The sequence below is a fragment of the Alloactinosynnema sp. L-07 genome (assembly GCF_900070365.1).
Classification (GTDB): domain Bacteria; phylum Actinomycetota; class Actinomycetes; order Mycobacteriales; family Pseudonocardiaceae; genus Actinokineospora.
Genome location: NZ_LN850107.1, coordinates 4243624 through 4262550, shown reverse-complemented (window position 1 = coordinate 4262550; position 18927 = coordinate 4243624). Strand labels below are relative to the sequence as shown.

Sequence of the window (18927 nt, the reverse complement as noted above, 5' to 3'; positions counted from 1 at the left end):
GCGAACTAGCCCCTCGGCCTGGCGTCGACCGCGGCGATGATGTCGTCGCGGCTCATCGCCCCGGTCACCTCCACCGGCGGAGTCAGGCTCCCCGCGTAGGCCGCCCAGTCCGGGCGGGACGCGTTGCCCCGCGGGCGATTCGGGTCGACCTCGTCACCGGTGCTCACTGAGGCGCCGGTCACCCCGTCCGGCAGGGGCGGAACGGTGACCATCGCCTCGCGCACCTCGGCTTCGTCGACCGGCCCGTCCCACACGAACGGGTTGGTGATCGCCGCGCGCGCCCAGTCGGGCAGGTCGTCGGCGGGACCGAACGTGCCCGACCTGCCGGTCGGCTTGCCGTCCTCACCGATCTCCGTGACATGGACGTGCGTGATCAGCTTGCGCATCGTGAGCTCTCCGATCAGAGGACGTCGGCGACCATCAGGGCGCGCGGGTTGGCGATGACCGGCATGCCCACGGCGTCGACGAAGGTGAACTCGCGGAACGGCGGGCCCTCCTTGATGACGACGCCGACGATGCCGGGCGCCTCCTCGAAGGACAGCTCGGACCGGTTGGAGTTGACCAGCTCCAACGCGGTCGCCGAGATACCCCACGCGGTGTAGCCGAGGCTGCCCGGTTCGGTCGGGGTGAACATCAGCCGGTCGTCGGGGATGATCGACGTCGTGACCCCGTCGACGTCCACCTTGGCGTCGTAGGTGCGCACCGCCGGCAGCCCCTCGGACTCCAGCAGCGCGTTCAGCTCACCGATGGTGACCCGCGTGCGGCCCGCGGTGGCGCCGTGCACCGCGTCGATGATCTCCTTGTTGCGCTGCATGAGCCGCGAGACCTTCGTGGACGTCCACGTGAACCCGGCACCGGAGCCGTTGTCGTTGACGTACACGTCGTGCCAGGCCACGAGGTTCGACAGGACAGTCGCGGTCGTGGTGTCCGACCACAGGGTTCCCGGGGCGACCAGGTGCCCGGGCGGGGCGACGTAGTCGGCCTCGAGGCCGCCGGGCTCACCGGCGTCGCCCATCATCGTGAACTTGAAGTCCGTGAGGACGTCGCCGCGGGCGAGCTCCATCCGGTTGAGGACCTCGCCGGTGAGGTTCTCCGAGTCGTTGTAGATGGCCTGCTCGAGGGCGGCGTTGTTCGTGCCGCCGGTCCGCGCGAACTCCAGCTGCAGCCGCTCGTACTCGCCCTTGGACAGCGAGGTGGACAGGGGCGGCAGCTTGACCTTCGAGGTCTTCCCGCTGTCCCGCGAGCTGACGTGCAGCCGACCGTCGTAGGTGCGGAACCGCGCGACGCGGTTCGTGCGCGTCAGCTCCTCGAAGTCGATCTCGTTGTCGTTGAAGTACCTGTTGGGCAGCAGCTGGTCCAACACGTGGGCCGTCGAAGTCGGCACTTCCCGAACGAACGTGGTGATGGCATCCGGCGCGACCGGGCCGTCGAAGACAATCATGATTTCTCCTAGTCAGACAGCCGGTCAGGGCACGTAGTGGATGAGCTTGCAGTCGGCCTGCCCGTTGGCGTTGAGGCCGAACGGCAGCTTCGACAGCTTCACGAACCCGTGGACGAACAGCGCGGCGCCGACGTCCTTCGTCGTGTCCGCCACGTTCGGCACCTTCGTCGCCGCGAACAGGTGACCGGCGCACACCTCCAGGCCGCCGGAACCCTCGGTGCCGCCAGCGGTGGTAGTCGCGATCGTCACCGTGCCCGTGCCGCCGGTCGGCGTGGCCGTCATCTGCGCCACGTCGGTGCCCGCGAGCGCGCCACCGAAGGTGACCGTGTACACGCCGCCCGGGTTGCCAGTGACGGTCATCGCCCCGGCCGGAATGTTGCTGAGCGCCTCGAGCGCCGCCTTGATCTCCGCCGCGGTGGCCTGGTCGTCGAGCGACGCGGTCGTCTGCCCATTCCACGTGAGCGTGAACGAGGTCAGACCGGAGCCGCCCTCGGTGATGGTCTGCACCTCGTTGGACACCGTGTACGGGCCGTACAGGCCGCTCGCGGTGAACTTGGCGAGGTTCGTGCCGGACGGGATGTACCCGTTGGGGTAGTGGACGTTCGCGGTGAACGCGGACACGTCCAGGACGATGGACGGCGTCGTACCGGGGTCGGTGCCGTGCGGGCTCAACAGCCACGAACGGTCCTCGACCTGGTACGGGGTGTTCCACACCGAGATGTCGGTCATGGTGGTCTCCCTGTCAGGTTTGGGTGGTGTTGGCCGGCTTCTTGAATCGGCGCTGAGCTTCGGCGAGGCCTGCGTCACGGCCCTTGGCGGGCGGTGCGGGACGGTGGCCCTGATCGAATCCGGATGTCTGCGACGTCGACTTCAGCCTCTCGGCCAGCTTCTCAGCCTGCTGCTTCGCCGTGGCGGCGTCGGTCGCGGTGATGAACTCCCACAGGTCCGCGGGCAACTTCGCCTCGGCGGCCGCGTCGGTTCGCACCTTGTTCAGCTCGAGCGTCTGGGCCTTGGCGGCCAGGTCGTCGCGCTCCTTGGTGAGCCGTTCCACATCGGACAGCTCCGCGTTGCGCTTCTTCTCCAGCTCTTCCCTAGCGGCCCGCAGGTCCTTCAGCTCGTCGGACTCCTTGCCAGGAGTCAGACCGAGGCCCTTCAGCTGGTCCTCGTGCTTGCGCGAGTGGAACTTCCAGTAGGCCGCCTGCTGACCGGCGGACATCTCCGCCACCGGTGTATTCGCGGGATAGCCGCGGTCGTCGGTGGTCCCGGCACCAGAGCCGTTGCCCTGGTTGCCCGCGCCATCGCCGCCCGCACCGGTACCCGTGGTGCCGCCGGACTGGCCGCCACCGCCACCGCCACCGCCACCGGTGCCGCCGTCGCCGTTCCCGTCGCGCATGACGCGCGCCCAGCGAGAACCGGTCATCCTGCTGCGCTTGAGCATGTCTCTCCCATGTCGGGTATGGACGGTCGCCGTGTCGGCAACGCGCTATCGAGCGGCGGCGGGAACATCCTCGGCGCCGGTGAACCTGTGCTTGGCCACGGTTAGCACCGGGCCCAACTCGCCGTGCTCACGCACCAGCAAGATCTTTCGATAGTCCGGTGCACGACCCGACACGTCGGACTTGCCGAACCTCTGCTCGATCGCGACGTGCGCGGCGTCCAACAGGGCGCGGTCGATGACCTGGCCAGGGTCCTTCGTCGCGGCGATCGGAACTGGCACGCAGTCGCAGCCAGGGTGGATCGGCATCAGCTCGCCGGTGCGGTACCGCTGCGTGCTGGCGATGACACAGAGACCGCAGTTCTCGTCGCCGGTCAGCTCGCGGCGGAAGAACCTCGGGGCCCGCCTGCGGTCGGTGGCCAGGATCTCGCGGGCCGCGTGCGTGTCCGCCAACTCCAGGTCGGTCAAGCCGATCAGCTTCGCGCGGCGCTCCCCGGCCGTCACAGCCTCGGTCAGGGACTTCCCGTCGCCGAGCTGGCGGTAGATCTCGTTGAACGGTCTGCGGTACACCACATCAGGGTCGACGCCTCGCAGCGCGGCTCCGGTGACCTGATCCACCCGCAACGGCACCGGCGCCGCCCGGTCACCGGTCAGGTCGGCCAGCATGCGGCCCTGGAACGCCCAGGCCGCCGACGCGATCGACCGCTGCGCGCCCAACGCCACCGGAACCACCTGGTTCACGAACCTGGTGGCGTCGGCGTCCCGGAAGGACTCCGAGGTGAGGAACCAGCGGCGGATGTACTCCACCAACGCGGACCGAAGCGTGCGGCGCCCGGTCACGAACTGGCGGATCAGGGCGTCCTGCTCGCGGGCGCCCACCGGCTACACCAAGCCCTGCAGATCGTCGGGCACCCGCACCTGCAACGGGCCCAGCGGCAGCTGCTGCTGGCCGGACTGCGGCTGCTCGGGGGAGTTGAACAGTGCCTCCGCCGCAGCCTCGACCCGAAGTCGTTCCACACGCTGCACCGACTCGCCCATGTCCTCGGCGACCATCGTCAGCGGGTAGCCCATCGCGCGCTTCTTCGTCCCCATGTCGGCGACCACGGCCGGGTTCAGCTGGCGCGGATCACGCCACCGAACCGAGTGCTCGGTGAAGTCCCGCTCCACCCCGGCCACAGCGGCGGCCAACGACAGGGTCCGCTCGATACCCTCGCCGTAGCCGGTGTTCAGGTCATTCACCTTGGCGACATGCGCATTCTCCAGCGCCATCACCGTGTCGGTCGACACGTTGATCAGGTCCCCACCAGGAAGCAGGTACGCCGGTGTCCGGGTCTGCATGAACGCGACCTGGAAGTCGAACTGATGCGCCTTGATCACGTTCAGCATGTCCGCGGCCGGGATGTGCCCGAACTTGCCTTCCGGGTTCTCGTTGATCCACACGTTGTCCGCGCCGCGACGGAACGGGTTCTGCGGGATCTCCAAGCCTGTGATCGGGTCGAAGTCCTTCTTCACCTCGGCGCCCGTGGCGTACGCCTGCGGGTTCGCCGCATACCGCTCGATTGTCATCCGATTCAGGATGGACATGTTGATGCGGTCCTGGGTGTCCTTGGCGGCCCAGAAATCAGGCCTCGGGTCCTTGCCCAAATCGGCATCCCGCTCGAACTGCACGACGGGCGGCTTCCCCAGCGGGTTGACCTCCTCGTCGTCGACCTGCTCCCACGCCGTGTGAGTCCACGACAGCTTCTTCACCGCGCGGGAACCGGTCGTCCGGAACCTGTACAGCTTGTCGCCGACGAACAGCAGCGCCTTACCCCGGCCCTCGCGGTGATCGACGCGGGCCTTTAGTGCCGCGTCGACCTCGTCCGTGGCCGGGTCGATGCTGTGGATCACCTCGTCCGGGTGCTCCAGAGTGATCAGCGGACGGCGGGCATCCCGCGGGTGTGGGCCGACCATCAGGTAGCCGATTCCGGAAGACCCAGCCTGCCGGAACAGCTTCTTCTGCCGTGAGTCCATTCGGTTCTGCTGCCACCACGTCCAGGCCTCGCGGTCCCCGTTACCGTCCCGATCGGTCACGCCGATCGCCAACTGACGAGACACCGTGGCCTGCACGACCGACTCACAGATGTTCGTCCGGGCCTTGCGCTGGAACTCCTTGAACGCGTCGATCGCGGCCTGATCGTTCTGCAGCCCCTGCGGCAGCGGGTGGTTGCCCTCGTAGTAGTCCAGGTACTCGCTCAGGACCTTCGACCTGGCGGCCATCGCCCGGCCCAGCTCCAGCAGCCACCACGCCGGGGTCTCGGGGGTGTCCCAGTCGGTCAACGCCACGACCACACCCCCAATCGTCAGAACGAGTACGCCCCTACGGGCTTGGATTCCTCGACCACGTCCAGGCCCTTCGCCTTCGCATCCAACCGAGCCCGCCACGCCAGGATCGCGGCCACAGCGAGGTCGATCTTTCGCGGCGAGTCCGGGTGCTCCTTCGCGATCTGCACGCCACTGCGACCGACACGCCGGCGCGCATTCAGCATGTGCCGGGTCAACGCCGACGCGCCGTCCTGTGTGCACTCGCCACCGACGATCGCCGAATGCAACTGCTCGGTGGCCTGCACCGTCAGCGACGACCGACCACCCGTCATCCACCAGTGGATCGGGTGATCCCTGCTCGCCTTCACCAGCAGCTGCGCATGGAGCAAGGACTCCCATGCCACCAGTTGCGTCTCCCACTTCGCGGGGTCGGCGTAGAACCCGATCACCCGGTACTTCTTGCACACCTCGCGCACCCGCGAGTCCACCTCGAGCTTCGGCACCTGCCAGTCGCGCCCAAGCGGACCGTCGGGCTGCTCCCACACGCCAAGCTCGAAAAGATGCCCATCGCTGACCCGGCAACCCACCAGGCCGGTCGCGTCGGTGACACCCTTGTTGCGCTTACGCGAACCGTCGAAGCCGAGCGTGATGATCTCGCCCGGGGCAACGAACTTCTCCAGATCCAGGCACGCGCGCCACTCAGGCTGCGATAGCCAGGAGTCCGTGGCGTGCGTGATCTGGTTGAGGTAGAAGCGGCGCGCGTCCTGCGGCTCTGTGTCCGGATCCCAGTACTCGGCGACGATGCGGTCGAGGTTGACCCAACCGCCATTCACGTCCGCCGATTCCCCGTACGCAATGGCCAGACCCGCGCGCAGCGACCGCTCGTCCGTGGGGTCCGTCTCCGGTGGCGCCTCGCGGTGGTCCACCAGCACGCCGGTGTTCATGGCGAGCTTCTTCTCCTGCTGAGCCTGCCAAGCCTCGAAGCTCTTCTCGGCCACCGACTCGGCGCCCGGCTCGTAAGCGTTCGGCGTCTCCACCGAGCACCCGTTCACCTTGGCCAAGTTCCGACGAACCGTCGCAGCAAGGCGCCGCCCGCCGTTCGACTTTGTCATCGACTCCGTCTGGTCCAGCACGCTGAACACCGGGCGGAAACCCTCGCGAGATGTCCCGCTCGAGGTGACCGCTTCGATCAGCCCGCGGGGGACGACGATCATCGTCTCCATCGGGTCGATGTTGTAGTTCTCCAGGACCGGCCCCCGGCGGGCCATGTCCAGCGTCGGCTCCCACGTGTTCGCTGTCTGATCCTCGGAGACCGCGACGATCTGCACCTTCGGCTTGAAGCCCAACGACTCCCACGTGCGGCCAACCGGGCGACCGTCCGCGTCCCAGCCGTCCATCACAACCTCGGCGAGCGCCTCGACCAGACAGAGCGCACCGACGAGCGGCGACTTGCCCCAGCCCTTGGGCCTGGACAACATCGCGCGGCGCACCAGGCGCCCGTTCCGCAGCGACCGGCCAGCAATCGCCGGGCCGTTGAACAGCCGGTCGACCTCGTAGAGCTTGAGGACGAACTGGGCTTGCTCCTCGGTGAACGTCAGTGGCTCGCCATCGGACGGCCCGTCCGGCACGATCAGGTTGTCGGCGATCCAGTCCAGGACGAACCAGCCGAGCGTGGGCCGCTCGCCGGGGAACTCCGGCTTGAACGGCACGAAGACCTACTCGGCCAGGCGCAAGCCGCCGTAGCGCTGCTTGGAGCTTGGCCGCGGCTGAGCGTCCTGGCCGTCTGCTTGCTCGGCGTCGGCGAACACGATCCGAAGGCGGGCACGGTCCTCGAGCGTTGCGCCGAACTTAGCCACGCGCAGCCGCAGTTCCCCCGCCAGCGACAGGTCTCCCTGCCAGTACCGCGCGTGGATCAACGCCGTGTCGAGCAGGAAGCTCCAGTCTGTGTCCGTCATGAGGGTGGCCTGGCCGGACTCTGCCCACATCTTCCACCAGCGGATCGTCACCGCTGGCCAGCGCAGACCCTTCAGCGTCGGCAGCTTCGGCTGCTCGCCGAGGACGAACGGGATTGTCTTCGTCGGGACGGTGTCCTTGTTCCGCCGAGCCCTGATGTCCGGGTCCTTGCGGGTGGGTCCAACTCCAGCCATGTCGATCACTCCCGTGTCGGGACAGGACGGATGCGTCGAACCCCATGGCGGGCGTTCGGCACGTTCTTGCAGGTCAAAGTCCCCAGACCCGTACGACATCTCTGCCGCAGCAACTTCCCGGTGTCCGTGGGGTGGGCCGGGGGGAGTGCACCCCCACCCTGCGAGCGGGTGGGCTCAGCGCCGTCGTGCTGCGCGGCGTGCGGCCTTGACCTTCGCGCGATTGCCGCGGTCCGGTCGGCCGGTGCGTGGTGGTGTGGGCGCGGTGTGGATGGGCGCGTAGAAGCCGACGGGCATCGCGTGTTCCTCAGAACGGGGGTGGCTCTTCGGGTGGCGGTCGGAGGCCGGGGTGTGGTTCTGGTGGCCGCCGGTTGGTGTGGCGCACGCGGGTCGCGTTGCCCTCGGCCGAGGACTTGCGGTCGTGGTGCCAGCCGCAGAGGAGGCGGAGGTTGGTGAGGCTGTGGTTGTGGCGGCCGTGGATGTGGTCGACGTCGCGCCCGGGTTGGCCGCAGGTGGTGCCGTGCTCGGGCCATTGGCAGCGGCCGCGGTCGCGGGCTTTGACTTGGGCGACGCGCTCGGCCCAGTCGGGCGGGAGTGTGTCGCGGCGTGTGCTGCCTGCCCATTGGCCTGGCATTACGGGGCCTTGAACCCCATGAACTTGAGGTCGGCGTGGCCGGCGGTGATCGCGAGGGTGGCGCCGTAGAGGTCGACGGGAAGGTTGCCGATCTTGCGGCTGCCGCTGGCGGGGATGGACACGGTGCGGTCGGGGACAGTCTGACCGTCGACGAGGTTGGCGAACTTGATCCCGACGTTGTAGGGGGTGCCGACGCTGGCGTTGCGGACCTCGAGGAAGCAGCCGGGGCCGTTGGGCATGGTGTGCCCGTCGACGGTGTTGCCGTTGACCTCGGCAGGGTCGGCGGTGCCCTGCTTGGCGATGTCGGTGAGCGGGATCGGCGTGGCGGGCATGGTCTCTCCCTGCGGGACGGGGGGCGTGGTGCGCAGGCTGGACATGGGGAAGCCCCGACCGGCTGGGGGTCCGGGTCGGGGCTTCTGGCGCTCTGGCTACTGGCACACGTAGCGCACGGTGACATAGTGCGGGTGATATAGGCAGCGAGTCAAGCTGCGCGGACTCGTGTGCGCGTCGGGATGCGGTCGAGCAGTGCGATGCTGGCGGCGGCGTCGTATAGCGCGCGGCCGCCGAGGTCCCGTTCGACGACTGTGCAGCGGAGCCGGATGGTGTGGATTGATCGGCGGGTGAGTTGAGCGAGGGCGTGCCGGTCGATGAGGGTGGTGCCGTCTTCTCGGCGGATGACAACCACGGCGCGTCCTTCCGCTGGTCGTGTTCCTGACCTCAGGTTACCTCTAGCTTTCCGGTCCTGTTAGGAGCGCAGCTTGGAGTGCTGCGATGACCTGACGAGCCTCGTTGGGGGTGAAGCGGACCACGTCCATTCCGCGCTTGATCTCGACCGTGGTTCCTTCGGGGTGTTTCTCGTAGCGGTACACCTCGATCTCGACTCCGAGGCCGTGCCAGGTTTCCGGGTCTGCTTCGATCTTTGTCACGTGCAGCATGGCGCCAACCTAGACGACTCCCTGGGATCGGCCGAGGTCGAGCCATTCGGTGCGCCGCCACGGGTGGTGGCAGACGGTGCAGCGGATGGTGTCGCCTTGCAGGGGCGCGTAGAGCTTGGTCGCGCACTTGGTGCCCTGGTCGTCGATCCGATTGGGGCACTTGCCGACGAGGACGGTGCGTTCGCCGTTGGCGTCGCGGAGCTGCTGGTGCGTTTGGTGGACTTCGAGGGCGAGTTCGCCGACCCAGTCTTGGCGGGTGATCCAGTCGAGTCGTTCGATGATCTGGAGGGCGTGGACGTCGATGGTGGCGGCGATGGGGCGTTGGCCGGTGGTGTATTCGCGGACGAGGGCTGCCCAGTGGGCGAGGACGCTGGGGGCGTGGTGGAGTCCGCCGAGTCTGCCTTGGCCGCTGGTGCGCGGGTCGGTGAGGGCGATGACGTGGTCGTTGGCGGGGGACTTGGACTCGAAACGGTGGCCGCGGCCGCCACCGCCGGAGGTGTTGCTGGTGCCGGGCACGGGGTAGAGGGCGGCGATCTTGTAGTAGAGGGTGGGGATGGCGGTGAGGTCGTCGCGGATGCGGTCGACGCAGTCGCCGCAGGTGCGGTAGCCGGGTGTGGGTCGGTGGCGGCAGGTGGCGCAGCGGGTGTTCTGGGCGAGGGTGGCGGCCAAGGTGTCGGTCATGGTCGGCCTCCGCGGTTGCGGTGTGGTCGCCGGTCCGGTCCGTGGCCTTGGTGGAGGTCGATCGGCGGCAGTTGCGTCGGCTCAGGGGCGGCGTCGGCGAGGCCGGACAGCGTGGGGGGTCGGTGGTCGCATTCGACTTCGTTGACCTGGCGTGCTAGTCGCTGGCAGGCGCGCTGCATTGTGGCGATGGCTTGTGCCGCCGCCTGCTGCTGTTCGCGCATCCGTTGCTGGAACTCCGAGATGTCCGGCGAGATCCGGATGGTGATCTCAGTGGTTCGCGGCGTGCATTCGGGGCTGTGGCGCTCGACGAGGTTGTCGACGTGGACGGGCAGGTCGTATGGCTCGCGGTAGCCGACCAGCGGGTCGGTGCGGGCCGCGTGCCAGCCCTGTTGGCAGTCGGGTGAGCAGAAGTCGCCGGATGGGCTGCCGTCGAGGGTGCCGCCGCAGTGCTGGCAGCCGATGGCGGCGTCGATGAGGTCGACGATGTCGCCTGCTTCGGACTCAAGGGCGATGTCGACGCGTGCCGCCGCGGGCCGCCCGTGATACAGCCGGGTGAGCATGTCCTGCTGCCAGGGTTCGAGTGTGTAGCCGGCGTCGGTGATGAACGCGGTGACCCTGTCGCTCATCGGCGGGTCCTCGTTCTGGTGGGTCATGAGCGCCTCCCTCGCGTGGGGACGGTGCGGGTGCCGACGAACCACACACGCGACTTGGGGATGCTGTTGCGGACCCGGAACTCTTCGACGCGGTTGCCGTAGAACGGGCGGACCTCGACTTCGTCGGTGGGGTCGAGGGCGACTTGCCAGCAGTCCCATTCCTGGCCGCGTTCGCCGAATACCGCGGCGGAGAGCGCCCACGCTTGGGATGGGGATTGGGACAGGCAGATGAGTGGTGTGCGGACGCTGGTGCACACGGGCCGGGAGCTGATGAGGAGGCCGCGGCGTTGGATGGCGGGCCTTCGGTCGGTGGGGGACCAGTGGAACAGCGGGTGGACGATCACCATGGACCTCCTGGTGCGACTGGGACCGCGGCGAGCCGGATGAGGCGCACGTCGCGCAGCCACTGCTCGACCCACGGTTCGTCGGGCCGTTCGGGGATGGCGGGGCGGGTGCGGTCCATGGCGATCTCGGCGAGCGTGATCAGGTCCTGCGCCGACTCTGGGTTGGCGACGGCGTTCTCAGCCCAGGTGAAGCACTCGTGGCGCTGCTCGTCGTCGAGGCGCACGGTCATGGTCCCGGTCTGCCACAGCTCGAGGCCTTGGCGGACGAGCCGCCACAGGTGGCGGGCGTGCTTGTGGCTGCGGGTGCGCAGGTTCGAGGAGAACGTGCCGTCGCCGCGGTTCTGCAAGCGTCGGAGTTGTTGTGTGGCGTAGCCGAGGAACGCGTTCCTGACGCCGTGCTGGTGGAGGAATCGGCCGCGTTCGGCGATCAGTTGGTCGGCGACGACGGTGCGGATCTCGTAGAGGTGCTCGTCGAGCCACAGGGTTTCGAGGAGGGTCGGGTTGCAGCCGAGGGCGAGGGCGGCGAACTTCCCGACCTCGTGGGTGGCCATGTCCGGCGCGGTGGTGACCCTGCTCGCGGCCTTGCCGATGGGCGGGTGGAGGCCGTGGAAGTCGGCGGTGGGTGCGGCGGCGATGGCGATGCGGTCGATGTCGGAGTCGGGTGTGGCCAGGCCGTAGGCGGTGGAGCCGACGACGGCCTGCAGGATCGGGGTCCAGGTGCTCATGCGCGCATCACCGCGCAGGCGAGTACGAAGCCGATGACCAGGCCGATGGCGCCGATGCGTTCGCCGCCGACCGCGGTGAGGCCGACTACGAAGCCGAGGATCGCGACGAGCGCGGTGGTCTTGGTCCAGGTCATGATCAGGTGTTCCCGATCGCGTTGTGGATCTCGTCGTATGTCGACGGGACCGGCTCGTCGGGCAGGATGAGGGCCATGAAGGTCAGCCAGGCGGCGGTGCGGTACGCCTGCTGTTTGGTGGTGATCCGGACGGGCAGCATCGGGGCGATCGACGCGCCGCTGCTGCCGAGTAGGAAGTCGTTGTCGGTTCGGATGTCGCTCATGCGCGAACCTCCTCGGCTACGTGAATGGGGCCGCTGGTCGCGGCCTGTAGGTGGATGTGGCAGCCGGTGGCCTCGTCGTTCTCCGCGTACCGCTTGCTGGCGTCGATGCGGACGGCGCAGGCGTCATCGGCCCAGACACCGGCGCTGGTGATCGCGTCGAATGTGGAGCGGACGAGCTTGTCGACGTCGGGGGCCTTGGTGTGTGGCGGTGTTGCCTTGCGCGCCAGGTATTTGGGGCGGGGCAGCACGAACTCGAGGGTGACGACGATGGCGCCGGCGATGCGGACGACGGGTTGCCCGGCGTCGTCGACGAGCGCCTGGCGGACGTCGGCGCGCCACGGCTTGACGGCCTTGCTGGACTCCATCGTGATGGCCTTGCCGGACTGCTTGTGGACGATGGCGCGCTTGGAGCCTTGCGGGGCGGGCCTGCCGGGCACGAAGACACGCAGCACCTGCGGGCCGGGCGGTGGTTCGGCGGGCAGGCCGTCGAGGGGCAGGGTCACGTGAGCCTCCTCTTGGCCTTGCGCCTGCGCTTCGCCTTAGGCGGTTTGGCCCGGAGGTGTTTGGGGATGAGCGCTTTGGCGCCGAGGCGTTCGACGACGGCCCGCTGGTAGGGCTCGGGTGCCTGAAGGTCGGGCACCCGGGCGTGGAATGGGTTGATGCGGTGTCGTAGGAGCAGGCCTCCGCGGTCGACGTGGTCGCGCTCGCCGGGTGTGAGCGTGGTGAGGTCGGTGGGGCGGTACCACTCGTGGGCGCAGTGGGCGTCGGAGTCCTGGGGGACCCGGTACCAGGCGGATCGCGCGTCGGCGCCGCAGAACGCGGGGCAGGGAATGAACGCCGGTGTGGTGCCTTCGTCGCGGTTGCGGGTCCAGGTGGCGTGGCCGTTGGGGCAGAGGTAGGCGTTGATCGCGCCTTTGGGTTCAGGCATGGTCGACCTCGGCCACTGTGGAGCCGCAGTGGCGTAGGTCTGTGGCGCGTTCGCGGGCCATCGCGGAGAAGACGCTGGGCGGCAGCTTGATCATGGTGGGGCCGCGGTCGATGAGGGCGGCGAAGTCGTCGAGGGCGGCGGCGGCCTCGGCCTGCTCGGACTCGTCCCAGACGACGCGCGCGCGGCCGTCGTGGCCGTGAACGGCGATGGCGTCGTCGATGTCGGCCCAGACGACTGTGGACGCGTGCTCGTGAATCCAGCGCAGAACCACGGTGCCGTCGGCGAACTGGACGCCGTCGGCGACGTGCCCGGTGCCAGAGGCGCCGGTGACGTCCTCGTCGCGGATCATGGCGAACGTGCGGGTGCGGGTCATGTGCACTCCTGGCAGATGTAGCCGTTGGGGGTGGAGCCGATCTGGTCGCCGACGGCGATGCTGTTGTCGCAGCGGGCGCATCGGCCGGGGAAGCTGGCGGTGAACCGGTGGGTGGCGTCGAAGTCGCCGGAGGCGGGCTCGTTGGGGTCGCCGCGGTGTTGGGGGCAGCCGCACTGGTCGACGAGCAGCTCGGTGCGGTCGCAGCGCTCCTCGGGCGTCGTCAGGTCGGTCACTGGTCCTCCCGCGTGATCGCGACGACGAGCGCGGTGGCGTTGTCGCCGTGTGGGTCGGCGGCGTCGGCGAGCGCGTCGGCGAGCAGTTGCGGGTCGTCGGGCTTGGTGGCGAGGACGGCGCCGATCACGTCCGCGGCGACGACCTTGTGGATGCCGTCGCTGGTGATGACCACCAGGTCGGGGGTTTCATGGCCGCGGATCAGTCCGGTCGCGACGGTGGACACGGTCGCGTCGCGGAGTGTGGTCTGGACGTAGTCGTCGAGCCGGTCGAGGACGGCCCCGGTTTCCAGGCCCATGTAGGCGGCTTGGGAGCCGACGGTGTGGTCGAGGGTCCAGCGGGTCAGGCCGGTGTCGGTGCGCCAGGTCCACACTGCGCAGTCGCCGACGTGGGCGATGTCGATCCAGCCCACGTCGTCCACGGTGACGATGGCGCCGACGGCGTTGGGGACGCCGTGCCCGTTCGGGTAGGTGTCGGAGGCGGCGAGGAGCCCGGCCAGGGCGCTGCGGTGGGAGCCGACACGGGCTGCGACGGTCGCGGCGATTGTGGCGTACTCGACGACGATGGGGCTGCTGCCGATGCCGTCGATGAGGGCGGCGCCTAGGCGGCCGTCTTCGGTGAGGTGCGCGAAGGCAGCGTCGGCATTGGCGTCGCGGCCGCCGATGCGAGTGGCGATGGCGGTGGTGATGGCCAGGGTCACTGGGTCTCCTGTGGTGGGTCGTTGGCGAGTCGGGCGAGGGCGGCCTGCACGGCGGGCGGCGGGCCGTCTTGGTTGGTGGGGCGGCGGCCGCGGTCGGGGTGGTAGCCGCGCTTCGTGGTGCCGGACCCGACGCGCGTGCACGGTTCCTGTGGGGCGGCGCCGCAGTGCGCGCACCGGTAGGTCATCGGGTTGTCGATGGCCTCACCGGCGTTGAGGTCGCCGCCGGGGGCGAACTCGAACAGGCCGTGGCGCTGGCCACCGGTGCGCAGGTGGCCGCGGTGCGGGCTCACGGCGTTCTCCCGGCGGCGTGCTGGTCGGCGTCGGCGAGCAGCCGTTGGCCGCGGCCGCGGAAGTCGTTGAGGTCGCGTGCCGCTTCTGCGCGTGCTTCGGCGTGCTGGTTCGGGTCGGCGGGCTGGGGTTTGCCCGCGCCGGTGATGCCGAACCGGCGGGCCAGGCGGGCGACGGCGCCGCCGAGTTCGGGCCGCATGGTCTCGCCGTGTTCGGCGCGCTGCGGCAGGTCGTCGGGCACGGTCCCGGTGTCGGCCCACACGTCGAGGGCGTGTTCGGTCCACCGGTCGGCGCGCTGTCGGCGCCACGCGATTTCGGCGCGCGGGTCGTCGGCGAGGTACTGGGGCGGGCACACGTCCTCGGTGAACTTGCTGCGGGCGGTCTTGCGGGCGGCGGTGATGTGGGCGCAGAGGTGGGCGGGGGTGACCCAGTCGGTGCTGGTGCGGCGGTGTTCGCGCAGTGCGCGGCGGGCCCTGGGGAAGGTCCATCCGTCGTCTTCGGCGACGCCGAGCCACACTTCGACGTCGGCGTGGCCGACGGTGCGCCGGTCACCGGCGGCGACGAGGGTGAGCAGGTCGATCACTTCGTCCTCGGTCATGGGGCACCTCCGGCGGCGATCTGGGCGGGCGCTGTCGCGGCGGGTTTGCGGGTGGTCTTGAGGGCTTGGACGGCGGCGGCGGCGCTGTCCGAGCTGGATGGTCGTGCGCCGTTTCCGTTGGTGGGGCTGCGGTTGGCGAGTTCGTGGGCGATGTCGGGCAGCAGCTTGGCGTGTTTGCCACGGGCGCCGAGTTCGGCCAGGGCGCGGCCGATGTCGGGGTGCGGCCAGTCCTCGGCGAGCAGCAGGTCGACTTGAACGGCGAGGGCGGTGAGGACCTTGGTGGGTGGTCGGCGCGCGCAGGTGTCGGCGTAGTTGCGGACCAGCTTGAACGCGGTGGGGCTGTGGGCGGTGGCGTCGAGTTCGGCCGCCGTGGTTTTCGCGCTTGCGCGCGGTTGGTGAGGTTTCCCCCCAACGGGAGTAGTGATCTTTTTCTTTTCTTCTTCCTCTACCTCTTCCTCTGCGATGGTTTCGCGATCCGTTTGCGATCCCGTTTGCGATGGCGGCTGCGATCGCACCTGCGATCCGTCGTCTTGCTGTCCCGTGCAGTAGCGGCAGGAGGGTTCGACGATGTTCTGGTCGACGTGCCAGCGCTGGTGGTTGCCGCGGCGCCCGGCCTCGCGCTTCTGCTCCTGGCGCTCCTCGATGTCCTTGGCGGAGCGCTGGTGCTCCAGGTAGTCGTGGAAGCGGACATAGCCGGGCGGCACGGGTGGACACTTCGGACAGTCGTGCCCGGGCTTGTGGACCAGCTCCGCTTCGAGTTCGCGCCGGGCCTTCGGGGTGCCGCGCTTGCGCCATACGGCGTCCTTGACGAACCCGTCGGTGGTGTACCTGGAGCAGTAGCCCCACGTCGTGACGAGCAGCCGGAACGCAGCGTCGCTCAACTCCGCGATCTTCGGGTGGTCCTCGATCCCGTCGTGTACGGCGATGAATGTGCGCTCGTCGCGCAGCACGCGCATCAGCGAGTCCCCTTTGCTGGTCGGGCCCGCGCGGGGCTGAGCGTGTGGTTGCCGTGGAGACGTGGCAGCCGGGTTTGGTGTCGTCGGCAGGGCCAGATGCAGGTTTCGCGGGTGACGACGAGGCTGCCGTTGCGGTAGCAGGTGGGGCAGTGGGTGCCGTCGACCTCGTTGAGGCGCTCGTCTCCGCGCCGCATGCCATCGAAATCGGTGACCTGCAGGGGTTCGTAGCGTCCGGCTTCCTTGGGGTTTGCGGTGGCGGTGCTCATGCGGCGATCACCTCGTCTCCGGTGATGGCTTCGGCTACGGCGGCGATGAGGTCACGGGCGACCGGCGGGGTGACGGCGTTGCCGCAGAGCTTCACCCGCTCGGTCTTGTTGCCGAGCAGCACGAACCCGCTGGGGAACGCCATGCCGAGCTTGATCTCTTCGGGCATGAGCATGCGGAACAGGCAGTCCATGACGTCGATGCCGGATTCCAGGAGGGCGTCGCCTTCGACGGTGGTCTGGGTGGGCAGCGGTTCTGCCCGGGTGCGGCGGACTAGGCCGGTGTCGTAGGCCAGCAGCAGGTCAGGGTTCCACACGAGGGACTGGTGGCCGCTGGTGGTGAAGGTGCGGGCGGGTTCGGTGACGGGGGTGCACATCTGTCCGGCGTCGCCGCGCGGGGTGTTGTTGCGCATCAGCAGGGGTGGCAGTACGAGCGCCTCGTTTTCGCGTGTAGTGCGGGTCCGCATCGGCAGGCTCGCGGGCCGGGCGTCGTCATTCCAGGTGCCTCCGGCGGGTACGAGCAGCGCGGTCTCGTTGCGGCCGGTCTGGGTGCGGTGTGGCCGCGCGGCGGGGGTGGCGTGTTTGCCGTCGCGGCCTTCGACGGGGACGAGCAGCGGGGCGGCGACGGCCTTGGACGCGGTGGTGTGGATGGTGCGTAGCGGGTGGTCGGCGGGCCAGGCGCGGACGCCGGGGCGCCGCTCGAAGGTGTTGCCCGCGGCTTCGAGGGTGATGGGGCGGGCGTAGCGGCGGATCCCCGCCTCGATGCGCGCCATCGTCTTCGGCGCGAGCGGCCGGGTGCGGTCCCCGATGCGCTGGCCGGGCACCTGCCAGTCGATCGCGGCCGCCGCGGGCAGCACGTAGGGGTGGACGACGCTGTGACGGCAGCTCGCGGATGGGCAGCGCAGCACCCATTGCGCGCCGTAGGCACCGTGCGGTCGGCGCGGGTTCTTCGGCGCGACCATCGCCGTGACGACCGTCTCGCAGCCGGGACACCAGGCCTGGGGCCGGGTCCAGCGGTCGAAGTCCGGCGCCGGGTACCGCTCTTGCCAGAAGACCACGTAGACGCGATCACGGAGTTGGGGAGCCGGGTCGCCGAGCTGCTGGGCGAACGCGGAGTTCAGGGTGAGGACCTTGTGGTTGTAGCCCAGGGCCCGCATGCGGGCGATCCACTTTGGGAAGTACCACCAGGACAGCAGCGGCAGCGTGTTCTCGACGATGACGGCCTTGTACCGGTGGTGCTCAGCGAAGCGGGGCACGTCGTGCATCAGCGCCCGCGATCGTTCCCGCGCTTCGTCGGGCAGGGCTCGGCGTTCGTCGTCGTGGTCGTCCATGTCGGACAGGTCGAACAGCGTGGGGGTGGTGGGGTCCTCGGCGAAGTCGCGCTTCTCACCGCGTGCCTGCGACCAGAATGTGCACGACGGCGACGCCCACAGGAGGTCGGTGCGCGGGTAGCGGGCGGGGTCGACCTCGGCGATGTCGGCGACGTCGTGGTCGACGTGGGGCATGTTCCGGTTGTGGGTCTCGATGGCGAGGTCCCAGTGGTTGCTGGCCATGCGCACGCGTACACCGGCGACGGCCTCTGCGCCGGTGGATGAGCCGCCGAGACCGCAGAACAGGTCGGTTGTGGAGAGCGTCATCCGTGGTCACCGCCTCGCTCGGCGGCGTCGACCATCAGGTCGTAGCTGCGTTCGCGCCGGTCGGCGGCGGCCTGCTCCAGTTCGGCGACGTGTTGCCCGGCTTCGACGAGTGCGGTGCCTAGTTCGAGGAGAACACGGCCGGTGACGTGTCCGGCGCCGATAGGGCGTTGCAGGCCGATGGTGTCGTCGATGGCGATGACGAAGTTGTCGACGTGCCCGGTGGCCGGGTTCTCGATCAGCCAGATCTTGAACGTCTTCGTGTTGCCGGGCATGGTGCCGGTCGCGCGGGTCAGCATGACGCGCCTGCCCGAATGGCGCGGCGGTGGCGGGACGCGCAGCGGATGCAGCGGCCGTAGGCGCCGTAGCGGCAGGACTGGGCGCGGGCTTCCCCGTGCAGTTTGTTGTATGCGCGTTCGGTGATCATGTGGCGGTGGCAGTCGATGCACGGGCCGCGGCCGTCGCCTTGGGCGAGTTGGCGTGCCCGCTGGTTGTCGGCACGGTTGCAGGCGCGGCAGCCGCGCCCGGCAGTGGTGGCCTCGTTGGTGCGGTGTCCGCAGCGGAGCCGCTCACCGAATGGTGCTTCCTCGCCGCCCCAGATGCCGATGGGTTCGTCGTTGTCGGTGGCCCAGGCTAGGCACGCGGCCCGCACGGGGCACTGGTTCACGCAGATGGCTTTGGCCTGTGCGTCGCCGTTGGACCACAGCTCTGGGTCGAGGTCGCGGCAGGCTCCCTGGTGGCGCCAATCCCTACTGGCGTTCAGGTCGGTCAGCATGGTCGCCCACCGTCCGGTGTGGACGCGCTGAGCGCGCGGTGGCGGGCGGCCCACCCGGCGCACAGCTCGGCCGGGCTGCCGTCGGCCCGATAGGGGATGCCGTCGACCGCAGGCGGCTGGTAGTTGCCGTCGCCGTCCGCCGTGGGGATGGTGGCGCCGGACGGGTGCCGCCACGCTGTGGGCCGCCGCATGCCTTGGTGGCACCAGAAGCGTTGCCCGCCGGAGGCCAGGTCCTCGAGCATGGCGGCGTCACCGGCGTAGTCGTCGTGGCCGGCGCGTTCGGGGGAGCCGGGGCGGTAGGCGCAGTCGCCGCACATCTGCTTCCGGGTGTTCGGGTGTATCCCGGCGCCGAGCAGGTCGATGGCATCCTGGTCGGGGTCGACCTGGTCGACGTCGTAGACGGGCAGCCAGCAGGTGCATCCGGCGCGGCTCCGGTGGACGGCGCCCGCGCAGCAGCAGGTGTCGACGGCCAGCACGACGGGGTTGCGCTGCTCGAGGGCGGCGACGAGGGCGCGGAGGAAGCTGTCGCGGAGTGGCGCGGGTGCCAT

General features: G+C 69.4%; 31 protein-coding genes. All 31 read right to left on the bottom strand.

What is annotated here, in order from left to right; genetic code table 11:
• Positions 1 to 5 precede the first annotated feature (5 nt).
• The gene (locus tag BN1701_RS19035) at positions 6 to 386 is read right to left on the bottom strand and encodes a hypothetical protein (RefSeq protein WP_054050718.1); all 381 of its coding nucleotides are present in this window, start codon (positions 384 to 386) and stop codon (positions 6 to 8) included.
• A gap of 14 nt (positions 387 to 400) precedes the next feature.
• Positions 401 to 1441, bottom strand: coding sequence for a major capsid protein (locus BN1701_RS19030; protein ID WP_054050716.1), 1041 nt, complete (start codon positions 1439 to 1441; stop codon positions 401 to 403).
• 24 nt (positions 1442 to 1465) lie between these two features.
• The gene (locus tag BN1701_RS19025; protein ID WP_054050714.1) at positions 1466 to 2170 is read right to left on the bottom strand and encodes a hypothetical protein; all 705 of its coding nucleotides are present in this window, start codon (positions 2168 to 2170) and stop codon (positions 1466 to 1468) included.
• A gap of 13 nt (positions 2171 to 2183) precedes the next feature.
• Positions 2184 to 2879 carry a hypothetical protein gene (locus BN1701_RS19020; protein ID WP_054050713.1) on the bottom strand — a complete coding sequence of 232 codons (696 nt, stop codon included), beginning with the start codon at positions 2877 to 2879 and terminating at the stop codon, positions 2184 to 2186.
• A gap of 45 nt (positions 2880 to 2924) precedes the next feature.
• Positions 2925 to 3755 carry a hypothetical protein gene (locus BN1701_RS19015; RefSeq protein WP_054050711.1) on the bottom strand — a complete coding sequence of 277 codons (831 nt, stop codon included), beginning with the start codon at positions 3753 to 3755 and terminating at the stop codon, positions 2925 to 2927.
• 3 nt (positions 3756 to 3758) lie between these two features.
• On the bottom strand, positions 3759 to 5201 hold the full coding sequence (locus BN1701_RS19010; RefSeq protein ID WP_157368069.1) for a phage portal protein: 1443 nt from the start codon (positions 5199 to 5201) through the stop codon (positions 3759 to 3761).
• A gap of 17 nt (positions 5202 to 5218) precedes the next feature.
• Positions 5219 to 6889, bottom strand: coding sequence for a terminase (locus BN1701_RS19005; protein WP_054050706.1), 1671 nt, complete (start codon positions 6887 to 6889; stop codon positions 5219 to 5221).
• 6 nt (positions 6890 to 6895) lie between these two features.
• Positions 6896 to 7327, bottom strand: coding sequence for a hypothetical protein (locus BN1701_RS19000; RefSeq protein WP_054055974.1), 432 nt, complete (start codon positions 7325 to 7327; stop codon positions 6896 to 6898).
• A 304-nt stretch (positions 7328 to 7631) separates the two neighbouring features.
• Entirely contained in the window at positions 7632 to 7958 is a 327-nt protein-coding gene (locus BN1701_RS18995; RefSeq protein WP_054050704.1) for an HNH endonuclease, read from the bottom strand.
• Positions 7958 to 8290 carry a hypothetical protein gene (locus tag BN1701_RS18990; protein ID WP_157368068.1) on the bottom strand — a complete coding sequence of 111 codons (333 nt, stop codon included), beginning with the start codon at positions 8288 to 8290 and terminating at the stop codon, positions 7958 to 7960. Before BN1701_RS18990 ends, BN1701_RS18995 begins: the two co-directional genes overlap by 1 nt.
• A gap of 149 nt (positions 8291 to 8439) precedes the next feature.
• A complete protein-coding gene (locus BN1701_RS18985) occupies positions 8440 to 8643 on the bottom strand; it encodes a hypothetical protein (RefSeq protein ID WP_054050700.1) in 204 nt (67 codons plus the stop codon).
• A 43-nt stretch (positions 8644 to 8686) separates the two neighbouring features.
• Positions 8687 to 8893: a hypothetical protein gene (locus BN1701_RS18980; protein WP_054050698.1), complete on the bottom strand. Its 207-nt coding sequence runs from the start codon at positions 8891 to 8893 to the stop codon at positions 8687 to 8689.
• Positions 8894 to 8902: 9 nt separating this feature from the next.
• A complete protein-coding gene (locus BN1701_RS18975; RefSeq protein ID WP_054050696.1) occupies positions 8903 to 9574 on the bottom strand; it encodes a hypothetical protein in 672 nt (223 codons plus the stop codon).
• Positions 9571 to 10227, bottom strand: a complete 657-nt coding sequence (locus tag BN1701_RS18970) for a hypothetical protein (RefSeq protein ID WP_054050694.1) — start codon at positions 10225 to 10227, stop codon at positions 9571 to 9573. The genes BN1701_RS18975 and BN1701_RS18970 overlap by 4 nt, the downstream gene beginning before the upstream one ends.
• Complete coding sequence (locus BN1701_RS18965; protein WP_054050692.1) at positions 10224 to 10574, bottom strand: hypothetical protein; 351 nt, start codon at positions 10572 to 10574, stop codon at positions 10224 to 10226. Before BN1701_RS18965 ends, BN1701_RS18970 begins: the two co-directional genes overlap by 4 nt.
• Entirely contained in the window at positions 10568 to 11296 is a 729-nt protein-coding gene (locus tag BN1701_RS18960; RefSeq protein WP_054050690.1) for a DNA polymerase beta superfamily protein, read from the bottom strand. The genes BN1701_RS18965 and BN1701_RS18960 overlap by 7 nt, the downstream gene beginning before the upstream one ends.
• Positions 11293 to 11430 carry a hypothetical protein gene (locus tag BN1701_RS35675; RefSeq protein ID WP_157368067.1) on the bottom strand — a complete coding sequence of 46 codons (138 nt, stop codon included), beginning with the start codon at positions 11428 to 11430 and terminating at the stop codon, positions 11293 to 11295. Before BN1701_RS35675 ends, BN1701_RS18960 begins: the two co-directional genes overlap by 4 nt.
• 2 nt (positions 11431 to 11432) lie before the next feature.
• Entirely contained in the window at positions 11433 to 11633 is a 201-nt protein-coding gene (locus BN1701_RS18955; RefSeq protein WP_054050688.1) for a hypothetical protein, read from the bottom strand.
• Entirely contained in the window at positions 11630 to 12136 is a 507-nt protein-coding gene (locus BN1701_RS18950; protein ID WP_054050686.1) for a RusA family crossover junction endodeoxyribonuclease, read from the bottom strand. The genes BN1701_RS18955 and BN1701_RS18950 overlap by 4 nt, the downstream gene beginning before the upstream one ends.
• Complete coding sequence (locus tag BN1701_RS18945) at positions 12133 to 12561, bottom strand: hypothetical protein (RefSeq protein WP_054050684.1); 429 nt, start codon at positions 12559 to 12561, stop codon at positions 12133 to 12135. The genes BN1701_RS18950 and BN1701_RS18945 overlap by 4 nt, the downstream gene beginning before the upstream one ends.
• Positions 12554 to 12934: a hypothetical protein gene (locus tag BN1701_RS36880; RefSeq protein WP_067520786.1), complete on the bottom strand. Its 381-nt coding sequence runs from the start codon at positions 12932 to 12934 to the stop codon at positions 12554 to 12556. Before BN1701_RS36880 ends, BN1701_RS18945 begins: the two co-directional genes overlap by 8 nt.
• Positions 12931 to 13167 (bottom strand): hypothetical protein, encoded by a 237-nt coding sequence (locus tag BN1701_RS18935; RefSeq protein WP_054050682.1) that lies wholly within the window; start codon positions 13165 to 13167, stop codon positions 12931 to 12933. Before BN1701_RS18935 ends, BN1701_RS36880 begins: the two co-directional genes overlap by 4 nt.
• A complete protein-coding gene (locus BN1701_RS18930) occupies positions 13164 to 13865 on the bottom strand; it encodes a hypothetical protein (protein WP_054050679.1) in 702 nt (233 codons plus the stop codon). Before BN1701_RS18930 ends, BN1701_RS18935 begins: the two co-directional genes overlap by 4 nt.
• On the bottom strand, positions 13862 to 14155 hold the full coding sequence (locus BN1701_RS18925; RefSeq protein WP_054050677.1) for a hypothetical protein: 294 nt from the start codon (positions 14153 to 14155) through the stop codon (positions 13862 to 13864). The genes BN1701_RS18930 and BN1701_RS18925 overlap by 4 nt, the downstream gene beginning before the upstream one ends.
• Entirely contained in the window at positions 14152 to 14751 is a 600-nt protein-coding gene (locus BN1701_RS18920) for a hypothetical protein (protein ID WP_054050676.1), read from the bottom strand. The genes BN1701_RS18925 and BN1701_RS18920 overlap by 4 nt, the downstream gene beginning before the upstream one ends.
• On the bottom strand, positions 14748 to 15707 hold the full coding sequence (locus tag BN1701_RS18915; protein ID WP_054050674.1) for a hypothetical protein: 960 nt from the start codon (positions 15705 to 15707) through the stop codon (positions 14748 to 14750). Before BN1701_RS18915 ends, BN1701_RS18920 begins: the two co-directional genes overlap by 4 nt.
• On the bottom strand, positions 15707 to 15973 hold the full coding sequence (locus BN1701_RS18910) for a hypothetical protein (protein WP_054050672.1): 267 nt from the start codon (positions 15971 to 15973) through the stop codon (positions 15707 to 15709). The genes BN1701_RS18915 and BN1701_RS18910 overlap by 1 nt, the downstream gene beginning before the upstream one ends.
• Positions 15970 to 17607 (bottom strand): DNA cytosine methyltransferase, encoded by a 1638-nt coding sequence (locus BN1701_RS18905; protein ID WP_054050670.1) that lies wholly within the window; start codon positions 17605 to 17607, stop codon positions 15970 to 15972. Before BN1701_RS18905 ends, BN1701_RS18910 begins: the two co-directional genes overlap by 4 nt.
• Complete coding sequence (locus BN1701_RS18900) at positions 17604 to 17903, bottom strand: hypothetical protein (protein ID WP_054050668.1); 300 nt, start codon at positions 17901 to 17903, stop codon at positions 17604 to 17606. Before BN1701_RS18900 ends, BN1701_RS18905 begins: the two co-directional genes overlap by 4 nt.
• Positions 17897 to 18379 carry a WhiB family transcriptional regulator gene (locus BN1701_RS18895; protein ID WP_067520784.1) on the bottom strand — a complete coding sequence of 161 codons (483 nt, stop codon included), beginning with the start codon at positions 18377 to 18379 and terminating at the stop codon, positions 17897 to 17899. Before BN1701_RS18895 ends, BN1701_RS18900 begins: the two co-directional genes overlap by 7 nt.
• On the bottom strand, positions 18373 to 18927 hold the full coding sequence (locus tag BN1701_RS18890; protein WP_054050666.1) for a hypothetical protein: 555 nt from the start codon (positions 18925 to 18927) through the stop codon (positions 18373 to 18375). Before BN1701_RS18890 ends, BN1701_RS18895 begins: the two co-directional genes overlap by 7 nt.

Bases quoted from the DNA above. Each gene is read 5' to 3' on its own strand.
- BN1701_RS19035 (WP_054050718.1), bottom strand. From the start codon at position 386: ATGCGCAAGCTGATCACGCACGTCCATGTCACGGAGATCGGTGAGGAC.
- BN1701_RS19030 (WP_054050716.1), bottom strand. From the start codon at position 1,441: ATGATTGTCTTCGACGGCCCGGTCGCGCCGGATGCCATCACCACGTTC.
- BN1701_RS19025 (WP_054050714.1), bottom strand. From the start codon at position 2,170: ATGACCGACATCTCGGTGTGGAACACCCCGTACCAGGTCGAGGACCGT.
- BN1701_RS19020 (WP_054050713.1), bottom strand. From the start codon at position 2,879: ATGCTCAAGCGCAGCAGGATGACCGGTTCTCGCTGGGCGCGCGTCATG.
- BN1701_RS19000 (WP_054055974.1), bottom strand. From the start codon at position 7,327: ATGGCTGGAGTTGGACCCACCCGCAAGGACCCGGACATCAGGGCTCGG.
- BN1701_RS18995 (WP_054050704.1), bottom strand. From the start codon at position 7,958: ATGCCAGGCCAATGGGCAGGCAGCACACGCCGCGACACACTCCCGCCC.
- BN1701_RS18990 (WP_157368068.1), bottom strand. From the start codon at position 8,290: ATGCCCGCCACGCCGATCCCGCTCACCGACATCGCCAAGCAGGGCACC.
- BN1701_RS18980 (WP_054050698.1), bottom strand. From the start codon at position 8,893: ATGCTGCACGTGACAAAGATCGAAGCAGACCCGGAAACCTGGCACGGC.
- BN1701_RS18975 (WP_054050696.1), bottom strand. From the start codon at position 9,574: ATGACCGACACCTTGGCCGCCACCCTCGCCCAGAACACCCGCTGCGCC.
- BN1701_RS18970 (WP_054050694.1), bottom strand. From the start codon at position 10,227: ATGACCCACCAGAACGAGGACCCGCCGATGAGCGACAGGGTCACCGCG.
- BN1701_RS18965 (WP_054050692.1), bottom strand. From the start codon at position 10,574: ATGGTGATCGTCCACCCGCTGTTCCACTGGTCCCCCACCGACCGAAGG.
- BN1701_RS18960 (WP_054050690.1), bottom strand. From the start codon at position 11,296: ATGAGCACCTGGACCCCGATCCTGCAGGCCGTCGTCGGCTCCACCGCC.
- BN1701_RS35675 (WP_157368067.1), bottom strand. From the start codon at position 11,430: ATGACCTGGACCAAGACCACCGCGCTCGTCGCGATCCTCGGCTTCGTA.
- BN1701_RS18955 (WP_054050688.1), bottom strand. From the start codon at position 11,633: ATGAGCGACATCCGAACCGACAACGACTTCCTACTCGGCAGCAGCGGC.
- BN1701_RS18945 (WP_054050684.1), bottom strand. From the start codon at position 12,561: ATGCCTGAACCCAAAGGCGCGATCAACGCCTACCTCTGCCCCAACGGC.
- BN1701_RS36880 (WP_067520786.1), bottom strand. From the start codon at position 12,934: ATGACCCGCACCCGCACGTTCGCCATGATCCGCGACGAGGACGTCACC.
- BN1701_RS18920 (WP_054050676.1), bottom strand. From the start codon at position 14,751: ATGACCGAGGACGAAGTGATCGACCTGCTCACCCTCGTCGCCGCCGGT.
- BN1701_RS18915 (WP_054050674.1), bottom strand. From the start codon at position 15,707: ATGCGCGTGCTGCGCGACGAGCGCACATTCATCGCCGTACACGACGGG.
- BN1701_RS18910 (WP_054050672.1), bottom strand. From the start codon at position 15,973: ATGAGCACCGCCACCGCAAACCCCAAGGAAGCCGGACGCTACGAACCC.
- BN1701_RS18905 (WP_054050670.1), bottom strand. From the start codon at position 17,607: ATGACGCTCTCCACAACCGACCTGTTCTGCGGTCTCGGCGGCTCATCC.
- BN1701_RS18900 (WP_054050668.1), bottom strand. From the start codon at position 17,903: ATGCTGACCCGCGCGACCGGCACCATGCCCGGCAACACGAAGACGTTC.
- BN1701_RS18895 (WP_067520784.1), bottom strand. From the start codon at position 18,379: ATGCTGACCGACCTGAACGCCAGTAGGGATTGGCGCCACCAGGGAGCC.
- BN1701_RS18890 (WP_054050666.1), bottom strand. From the start codon at position 18,927: ATGGCACCCGCGCCACTCCGCGACAGCTTCCTCCGCGCCCTCGTCGCC.